Genomic DNA, 9,513 nt, shown 5'->3' on the forward strand with positions numbered 1-9,513 from the left:
AATACTATATCGAATGTTAACCAACGCCGGTTATTTTGTCAACGGTATTCGGAATGCGCAGCATTTTAGCTAAGTTTGCCGTCTTATGAGCAAGCAGACGGACGACTTTTTCAAAAACGTTATTTCACACGCTAAGGAGTATGGTTTCGTATTTCCTTCCAGCGAGATATATGACGGCTTAAGCGCAGTTTATGACTACGGTCAGCTGGGGGCCGAACTCAAAAACAATCTGAAGGCCTACTGGTGGAAAGCCATGGTACAGCTCCATGAGAATATCGTTGGCATTGACGCGGCCATTTTCATGCATCCCACTACATGGAAAGCTTCTGGACACGTGGACGGTTTCAACGATCCGATGATAGATAATAAGGATTCCAAGAAGCGTTACCGTGCTGACCAATTGATTGAAGAACGGATTGCAACCTATGAGGCAGACGGAAAAATCGACCAAGCCGAACAATTGCAGGCAGACCTCGATGCTGCGCTTAATGCCGACGATTTGGCCGGACTCAAGTCGCTTATAGAGACGCATAACATCGTATGTCCCATATCAGGTACGAAAAACTGGACGGACGTACGACAATTTAACCTGATGTTTTCCACGCAGATGGGCGCCTCGGCAGAAGACGCCGAAACAGTATACCTCCGACCGGAAACAGCACAAGGGATCTTCGTTAACTTCCTTAACGTCCAGAAAAGCGGACGGATGAAAATTCCTTTCGGCATTGCCCAGATAGGCAAGGCCTTCCGTAATGAAGTAATTGCCCGTCAGTTCATTATGCGTATGCGTGAGTTTGAACAAATGGAAATGCAGTTCTTTGTGCGGCCAGGCACCGAACTGGAGTGGTATCAACAGTGGAAAGAAACGCGCCTGAAATGGCATTTGGCAATCGGTGGCAGTTCGGCCAAGTATCGATATCACGATCATGTAAAGCTTGCCCACTACGCTAACGCGGCAGTAGATATCGAATACGAATTTCCTTTTGGCTTCAAAGAAGTAGAAGGAATTCACTCACGCACTGACTTTGATCTCAGCCAGCATCAAAAGTATTCAGGTAAGAAAATACAATACTTTGATCCTGAAATTAGCCAGAATTACGTTCCTTATGTGATTGAAACTTCCATAGGTCTTGATCGGCTGTTCCTTACCGTACTCTGTAATGCTTTTGAGGAACAGGATCTGAGCACAGCTGAAAAACAAGACTCCCGTTCCGTACTTCGTTTTCACCCGGCATTGGCGCCAGTGAAAGCCGCCGTACTCCCTTTAACCAAAAAAGATGGTTTGCCGGATAAGGCAAGGGAAATTCTCAACCGGCTAAAACTGGATTATAATGTTCAATATGATGAAAAAGATTCTATCGGCAAACGTTATCGGAGGCAAGACGCTATCGGCACTCCATTCTGCATCACGATAGACTACCAATCATTGGAAGACGACACAGTTACCCTACGCCACCGCGACAGCATGGAGCAAGAACGCGTGGCCACGTCAGATTTGGAAAAGATAATCCGTAACTTGGTCGATTGGAAAAATCTGTTGGTCAAATTATAGGACTTTCCGTTACGCTCAATCCGGGGCCGCGTATCGCGGCTTCTACACGACGCCATGAATGATGAGTCGGGGCGGACAACCAGAAAACGGTGAAGAAGGCCTTACGGCAATTGACCGTTTATGCAGTTGTTGGCTAGACTAATCATAATACACGTCTAATTCAGCGATCGATATTATTGACCGGCCTTCCCGCATATCCGCTACGGCGGCTACTGTAAATCTGAAATAACGAGCATGCTTCGGTTTATCAAACGCTACATACTGTAGAATCGGATTCGCTATGATGTTGGAAAATTCTCCTTGCGCCGCATGCTCCCAGTTCTTGCCATCGTTACTGGTTTCAAACAGATAGCTGCTTATCGACCCGGCAGCACTTCCGTCCTGCCGCGGCAGGTACCCAAAGCCCGTAATCGGCTGCGTTTTTCCCATGTCAATGGCCACAGACGCAGGCAGTACTAGTTCAGAGGTTATCCATACTGTTTCCTTACGCCCATCCATAGCAAGAAGCGGGTTTCCTCCCGTCTGGTCATCACCAACCACCATCCAACCTGAGCGATCAATCGCTTTATGCTCCCTTACAGCAACCGCATAATTCACCGCCGCCTCTTTAAATAGTCCGAAATCGCTTAGCGCCACCGAAACCGGGGCAAACAAACGCAAGCGCAGGCGCTGAGCCGTGATGGGTTCTTTCAGCCGAATAATTCGGTTTGCCCCTATACTAGTGGCCATCGTCAAGGGATTCCAGCTTTCATTCTCCCAGACGTCTATCCAAACGCTATCCAACCGTTGTCCCAACTTAATGTTTTCACGCAAACGTATAAGGTCGAATACTGCTGGCTCCCTAAGGTCTATGACCAATTGCGGCTCGGTCACAGTGTCATCCGTCGCCCAATAACTATACCGGCCGGCATCCAGAAGATTATCTGGCCCGAAATATCGATTGTTACCATTTCTGACGTTTGACGCCCAGAATGATGCTCCATAGGCAAGGTTAGCCGCAAAGGTTCTCTCCAGCTTTTCACCGAATCCTTTTAATGATGCTACATCATTGGGATGCAATCGCCCGGCGGTATCCGGTGCCAAACCGAGGTTGAACACGGCGCCGCGACCCACACTTTGAATGTAAATCTCAAAAAGCTGATCCGGAGTTTTCACTTGCTGGTCTTGTTCCGGATGGTAGAACCATCCCGGACGGTGGGGCACATCGCATTCGGCTGGAATCCAATATTGGCCATCGCGTTGCCCTGTACCGATTAACGTATAATCCGTGGCACCAGGGGCAGGCTTGGCACCATTCACACCTACCGGTGTATATGTCGCCCAACAAGTTTCCGGAGCTATTCCGTCTTCCGTACCAACCCAGCGAACATCTGGACCGACATCACTGAAAATTACAGCCGTAGGTTGCAGCTTACGAGTTATTGGCCAAGTCTTTTCTTCCCATTCGTAATAGGTAGATCTGTCGATACGTCGCATCTCATTGGCGCCTCCGTAATAACCATCGCCCCCGTTTGCGCCATCGTGCCAACTGATAAAAAGCTCGCCATAACCGCTGTAGAGTTCTCGCAACTGTTCCCGATAAGCCTCCGCATATTTTTCATTGCCATAGTCAGGATGATTGCGATCCCAAGCTGAGACGTATACACCAAACTGCAACCCTTTCTCGCGGGCGGCCAGCTCAAACTCTTTCACCATATCGCCTTTTCCATCGCGCCAAGGACTATTGCCGATATGATAATCGGTGGTCTTGGTGGGCCAAAGGCAAAAGCCGTCATGGTGCTTAGCCACTGCTATCAGTCCCTTAAATCCAGCTGACTTGGCGGCTTCCGCAATTTGGCCAGCATCAAACTGCATAGGGTTGAATAAATCAGCCGGAGCATCACCGAAACCCCACTCCTTATTCTGAAAGGTGGTCGGTGTAAAATGGACTAAACAATACATCTCCATCTCGTGCCAATTCAACTGGGCCTTAGTAGGTATAGGCCCATAGGGGGCAGGCTCCTGTTTTCTCCCACCACCTAACTCGCATCCGTTCAATGCCATAACGGCTGCCAGATAGAGTATACTAATTTGTTTACAGTTCAACATAAATTCCGGTTCAATTCCGTAAAGATAGTAGATTGTGACTTAGTCTTTCCTGATTGCAAAGATAATTGAGTATATGGGTAAATTAAAAGAAGGGGCGGTGACGAAGGCATCACAGAAATTATAATGTATCTTAGTTGTATAGATTTTGACTATCGTCTATTGTTATTTATGATATCTTTCAAACCAGGTTATCATTATATTTGAATGACGGGCGTAGCAATGCCCAATGATTTTAACACCCATAGTGTCCAGCGTAACGAGGCGCTAAAGACGTATCATACTTTAAACAGAACCGTCAAATCAATCATAAAAAATGGAAAACAACAAAATCAACATCAGCAAATGCCCTTTTTCCGGATCTATTCAGAAGCACACCGTCGGAACAAACGGCACGAAAAACCGCGATTGGTGGCCTAACCAGCTTAAACTTAGTGTCCTTCGTCAGCATTCGCCCCTATCTAACCCCATGGGCGAAGATTTTAATTATGCGGAAGCATTCAAAAGCCTGGACTATGAGGCACTAAAGAAAGATCTCCATGCGGTAATGACCGATTCGCAGGACTGGTGGCCTGCCGACTTCGGGCATTACGGTCCATTGTTCATCCGTATGGCATGGCATAGTGCCGGCACGTACCGTATGGGTGACGGACGTGGCGGAGCGGGCGCCGGACAGCAACGCTTTGCTCCCCTTAATAGCTGGCCAGACAATGTCAGCCTTGACAAAGCGCGTAGATTACTCTGGCCAATCAAGCAAAAATATGGGCGGAAGATTTCATGGGCAGACCTTATGATTTTGGCTGGAAACGTTGCATTGGAATCTATGGGATTCAAAACCTTCGGTTTTGGTGGCGGACGCGAAGATGTATGGGAACCGGAGGAAGACGTGTATTGGGGCTCCGAAACAACCTGGCTGGGCGGAGACAAACGCTATGCTCATGGCTCGGAAGGTATCGAGAAAGAGGGAGGCGTATTGGTTTCCGAGGATTCTGCAGACGGAGATATACACTCTCGTATCTTGGAAAATCCACTGGCGGCCGTACAGATGGGGTTAATTTATGTCAATCCAGAAGGTCCGGACGGCAATCCTGACCCCATCGCGGCAGCTCATGATATCCGTGAGACATTCAAACGCATGGCTATGGATGACGAAGAAACGGTGGCGTTAATAGCGGGCGGGCATTCCTTTGGCAAAACCCACGGCGCGGGCGATGCATCACTGGTTGGTCCCGAGCCGGAAGCCGCAGACATTGAAGAACAAGGCCTTGGATGGAAAAACAATTTCGGTACCGGTAAAGGCGCAGATACAATCACCAGCGGACTGGAAGTAACATGGACTACTACACCAACTAAATGGAGCAACAACTTCTTTGAAAACTTATTCGGCTTTGAATGGGAACTCAGTAAAAGTCCGGCCGGAGCACATCAGTGGGTGGCAAAAGGCGCCGCTGAGGTTATCCCCGATGCTCATGACCCATCGAAAAAACGTGTACCTACCATGCTTACCACAGATCTATCGCTAAGATTTGATCCCGCTTATGAAAAAATATCAAGACGCTTTCTGGAAAACCCCGATCAATTCGCTGACGCCTTTGCCCGGGCATGGTTTAAGCTAACCCACCGCGATATGGGTCCTAAAACCCGTTACCTAGGACCCGAAGTACCTGAGGAAGAACTGATATGGCAAGATCCGATTCCGGTCGTCAACCATACGCTTGTAGACGATGGTGATATTGCCGAGTTGAAAGCCAGTATATTGGGATCTGGACTATCAATATCTCAACTGGTATCTACGGCATGGGCTTCGGCATCTACATTCCGGGGTTCAGATAAGCGCGGTGGTGCCAATGGAGCACGCATCCGCCTGGCTCCCCAAAAATACTGGGCAGTAAACAACCCTACCGAACTCGCAAGTATATTAGAAACACTCGAAGGCATCCAACAAACATTCAACAATGCGCAGTCCAACGACAAAAAGGTATCCCTCGCGGATATAATCGTATTGGCCGGATGTGCGGGCGTAGAACAAGCCGCCAAAAATGCCGGCTATAACATTACTGTTCCCTTTACTCCTGGTCGTATGGATGCTTCCCCAGAACAAACTGACGTGGAGTCCTTTGCCGTACTTGAGCCGCAGGCAGATGGCTTCCGTAATTACCTCAAAACGAAGTATACCGTGTCTACAGAAGAATTATTGGTTGACAAAGCACAATTGCTGACATTGACAGCTCCGGAAATGACGGTCCTCATTGGCGGCATGCGGGTACTGGACACTAATTTCGACCACTCCCAGCATGGCGTGCTTACCTATCGGCGTGGAACGCTCACGAACGACTTTTTCGTGAACCTGCTGGATATGCGCACTGCCTGGAAGGCCATTGATGACCGCAAAGAGATATTTGAAGGGCGGGACCGCACAACTGGTGAACTGAAATGGACAGCTACCCGGGCTGATCTTATCTTCGGTTCCAATTCTGAACTCCGTGCGATCGCCGAGGTTTACGGAAGTGGCGACGCCCAGGAAAAATTCGTAACAGACTTCGTTGCTGCATGGAACAAGGTTATGAACCTCGACCGTTTCGAGCTACGCTGATTATACTAATACCCGTTCAAGTATATTCCTAGCTTTCAGCCACCATATTAAGGAACGTAATTTAACGAAAAAAGGAGGGAATTCCCTCCTTTTTTCGTTAAATTACGCCCGCTAAAACAGATATTATCCAGATAACAGCTAAAACAAACAGTTATGAACACGTATTTGCCGATCCGCCGCTTTACGCGGCCATTGGTTGTGCTGGCATTTTGCTTGCAGTTTTTCCCTTATCTTTCACATGGCCAGAATCACACGTATAGTACTTGGGCCGCATGGTTTAACAACGTAAAATTCTCAGAAAAGTGGGGATTGAATAACGACATCCAGTTCCGCGCTGGTAAAAACTGGAGAGACAACTCACTGTTGCTGATCCGGCCTGGAATCAACTACTATATTAACAATAGGCAAACCGCTGCTTTCGGTTATGCAACCACGCTGGTCACAAACGCATTGGCGCCAGATGTCCAAAGGCTTACTGAGCACCGGATATGGGAACAATATATTATAAGCGGCAAGCTGTTATCCATCCCGGTGCAGCATCGCTTCCGCCTGGAGCAGCGTTTTCTCAAACGAACAAGTGAAACTGCTTTCACGCAACGGGCAAGATATTTTATTAGAGGTATCATTCCGTTCAGTGGTGCTGGGATGTCGTTCAGCCGAGGTGCTTTTGTATCGCTTCAGAACGAGTTGTTTTTTAATATTCAGAATTTGGACGCGGTTAATGGAAAGCTCTTTGATCAAAACCGGGCTTACGCGTCCATAGGTTATCGGTTGTCGCCGAAGTATGATGTGGAGGTCGGATACATGAACCAACTGCTGATACGGCCGTCATCTCCAAATACAATGAATCATATTGGACAGATTGCAATTTATACCAGACTCTAGCCACCAATCGGCGACGCGCCACAGAACTTTTTATTTAAGTCTACTTTTTTAATAGACTTTTTTTTATCTTTGTACCATGTATTTAAAAAACCGTCATAGGGCCGTCATCAATAATAATTGCCCCGTAGGTAATGGCATGATGCTCTTCGCGAGCAGTTGAAGACGCTTTATCCGGTAGGAAAAACAAAAAGCCTCTTCGACCATCGTTACTCGAAGAGGCTTTTTAATTACACTTTTTACATAATACAGTCATGGCTTTAACAGCAACAAAAAAACAGTACATCGATCCAAAAATCACGATTGTCGGCGCCGGACCGGGCGATCCGGATCTTATCAGTGTGAAAGGCGTTAACGCATTAAAGGAAGCCAATGTGATTTTATATGATGCGTTGGTAGATGAGCGGCTTTTAGCGTACGCTCCACAAGAATGCATCAAAGTCTACGTAGGCAACCCATCCGGTGATGAGAACTTTTCTCAGGATGTGGTTAACCAGTTGATGGTTGACTATGCGCTGAATTTCGGCTGTGTTGTCAGGCTTAAGGGAGGCGATTTATTCGTATTCGGCCGTGGATATGAGGAGTTGAACTACGCTGCTTCCTATAGCATCGAAACGGAGATTATACCCGGTATTTCCAGCGCCATTTCTGTCCCCGGGTTGCAAGGAATCCCCGTAACGCACCGGGGCATCAGCGAAAGCCTTTGGATTCTTTCTGGTAATGATAGCCGCGGGGAACTGTCGCCTGATCTGAAAGATGCAGCGCGTAGCAATGCCACGGTAGTCGTTCTGCTAGGTTTTGACCGCCTGTCCGAGATCGTTTCAATTTACCAAAGTTTAGGTAAAGGAGGGTTGCCTGCCGCAGTTATCCAAAGTGGGTCCATGGCGAATGAGAAAATTGCTGTTGGATTAGTTAATACTATTGCCGAAGTCTCAGAAGAAAAAGGGATAGACAATACCGGCCCCGTTTTATTGATATTTGGATCAGCAGTATCACTCCATCATGACTTTCAACGCATACGGCGGTTTTTTGAACTGCCGGAATACCGGGATTAAGCTCCAAAACAGCTATTATTCCACCGGAGGAGGATCGTCACTTACACATCGGAAGCCGAGATTATTGCTTCCGCTGCTTATTTCTCCTTTCCCCCGGCTCCCTGCAATGTAGCGTTCACAATATTGCTCATTGCACAGGAAAGAGCCTCCCCGTTGCACTCGCTTTACAACTCCTGGCTCCAACGGATCATGGCTGTCTGCAGGGCCTTGAGGATTTATACCCGGGCTGTTTTGATAATAATCAGGCCGGTAATAATCCGAACACCATTCCCAAACATTACCATCCATATCGTACAATCCGAAACCATTAGGTTGATATGATTTAACAGGCGCTATTCCGCGATAGCCGTCTTCGGCAATGTCCTTTAGGGGGAAATCGCCCTGATACACGTTGGCCACCCACTTTCCTTGAGGCTTTAACTCATTTCCCCAATAATACTTACTATTGGGTTTTCCCGCCCGTGCTGCATATTCCCATTCCGCTTCGGTTGGAAGGCGCTTACCTGCCCATTTCGCAAAAGCCTCGGCATCTTCGTAGGCTATATGCACCACAGGTTCATCCTCCCGTCCTTCAATACTGCTACCTGGGCCTTCGGGATGTCTCCAATTCGCACCAATCACATACCGCCACCACTGAAGATGGTCATGCAAGCCGGCTATTCCTTGATCAGGCGGCATAAAAACAGCAGAGCCCGGTTGCAGTGCATCTAACGGAACGTTCGGAAAATCCCTTGGATCCAATGGTCTTTCCGCCACCGTCTGATAACCGGTCGCTGCGACAAAGCGGGCGAACTGGGCGTTGGTTACCTCATGCTCATCCATCCAAAAACCCTCAACTGTGACCTCATGTACAGGACTAGCATCGGCAAAATCTTCGGAACCCATTAAAAAAGCCCCCCCTTTGATGTAAACCATCGGCGCATCGTCAGCCCCAAGAAAATCATGCGATATTTTGGATTCCGCAATAACTGCGGCGCGTGAAGGAATACCATGGGCCACACATGTGGCTGCGCTATCATCGCTAAACACACGGTTTGTCTGCTCATCCCGTCCCTCCGGCGAGTTACAGCCCGCCAATGTAACAAACAGAGCAGCCACCACAGAAAAAATATAATTAATGTTTGTCTTTACCATATCGGTAATATGAAAGCTAAAAGTACGAAATATTGGTTTAAATTTAAAACGGGTTAGTATCGTGGTGCTGATGACACCAACCATTGACGCCGACTGTCTACAACAAAAAAGCCCCGTTGCGTTCTACGCAGCGGGGCATTGAATGAAATCCGGCACCGACCTACTCTCACGCCTGTTACGGCAATACCATCGGCTCTGGCGGGCTTAACTGC

Annotated in this window: 6 protein-coding genes; 4 read left to right on the plus strand and 2 right to left on the minus strand. The window is 48.0% G+C overall.

The window, feature by feature from the left end; genetic code table 11:
- Positions 1–85 precede the first annotated feature (85 nt).
- Positions 86–1,552 carry a glycine--tRNA ligase gene (locus tag BM030_RS11970; protein WP_090973832.1) on the plus strand — a complete coding sequence of 489 codons (1,467 nt, stop codon included), beginning with the start codon at positions 86–88 and terminating at the stop codon, positions 1,550–1,552.
- Positions 1,553–1,690: 138 nt separating this feature from the next.
- Here BM030_RS11970 and BM030_RS11975 read toward each other — a convergent pair whose 3' ends face one another.
- A complete protein-coding gene (locus tag BM030_RS11975; protein ID WP_090973848.1) occupies positions 1,691–3,595 on the minus strand; it encodes an alpha-L-fucosidase in 1,905 nt (634 codons plus the stop codon).
- A 358-nt stretch (positions 3,596–3,953) separates the two neighbouring features.
- On the opposite strand from BM030_RS11975, the gene katG reads away from it, so the two are divergent.
- From katG to cobA, 3 genes are all read left to right on the plus strand, one after another.
- A complete protein-coding gene (katG, locus tag BM030_RS11980) occupies positions 3,954–6,230 on the plus strand; it encodes a catalase/peroxidase HPI (protein WP_090973833.1) in 2,277 nt (758 codons plus the stop codon).
- A 153-nt stretch (positions 6,231–6,383) separates the two neighbouring features.
- Positions 6,384–7,115, plus strand: a complete 732-nt coding sequence (locus tag BM030_RS11985; protein WP_090973834.1) for a DUF2490 domain-containing protein — start codon at positions 6,384–6,386, stop codon at positions 7,113–7,115.
- A gap of 251 nt (positions 7,116–7,366) precedes the next feature.
- Positions 7,367–8,167: a uroporphyrinogen-III C-methyltransferase gene (cobA, locus tag BM030_RS11990; RefSeq protein WP_090973835.1), complete on the plus strand. Its 801-nt coding sequence runs from the start codon at positions 7,367–7,369 to the stop codon at positions 8,165–8,167.
- Between the two features lie 15 nt (positions 8,168–8,182).
- Here the strand turns inward: cobA and BM030_RS11995 are convergent, their stop codons facing one another.
- The gene (locus tag BM030_RS11995) at positions 8,183–9,301 is read right to left on the minus strand and encodes a formylglycine-generating enzyme family protein (RefSeq protein ID WP_090973849.1); all 1,119 of its coding nucleotides are present in this window, start codon (positions 9,299–9,301) and stop codon (positions 8,183–8,185) included.
- Positions 9,302–9,513 lie beyond the last annotated feature (212 nt).

Source organism: Parapedobacter composti (assembly GCF_900112315.1).
GTDB lineage: Bacteria > Bacteroidota > Bacteroidia > Sphingobacteriales > Sphingobacteriaceae > Parapedobacter > Parapedobacter composti.

Bases quoted from the DNA above. Each gene is read 5' to 3' on its own strand.
- BM030_RS11995 (WP_090973849.1), bottom strand. From the start codon at position 9,301: ATGGTAAAGACAAACATTAATTATATTTTTTCTGTGGTGGCTGCTCTG.
- BM030_RS11975 (WP_090973848.1), bottom strand. From the start codon at position 3,595: ATGGCATTGAACGGATGCGAGTTAGGTGGTGGGAGAAAACAGGAGCCT.
- cobA (WP_090973835.1), top strand. From the start codon at position 7,367: ATGGCTTTAACAGCAACAAAAAAACAGTACATCGATCCAAAAATCACG.
- BM030_RS11970 (WP_090973832.1), top strand. From the start codon at position 86: ATGAGCAAGCAGACGGACGACTTTTTCAAAAACGTTATTTCACACGCT.
- katG (WP_090973833.1), top strand. From the start codon at position 3,954: ATGGAAAACAACAAAATCAACATCAGCAAATGCCCTTTTTCCGGATCT.
- BM030_RS11985 (WP_090973834.1), top strand. From the start codon at position 6,384: ATGAACACGTATTTGCCGATCCGCCGCTTTACGCGGCCATTGGTTGTG.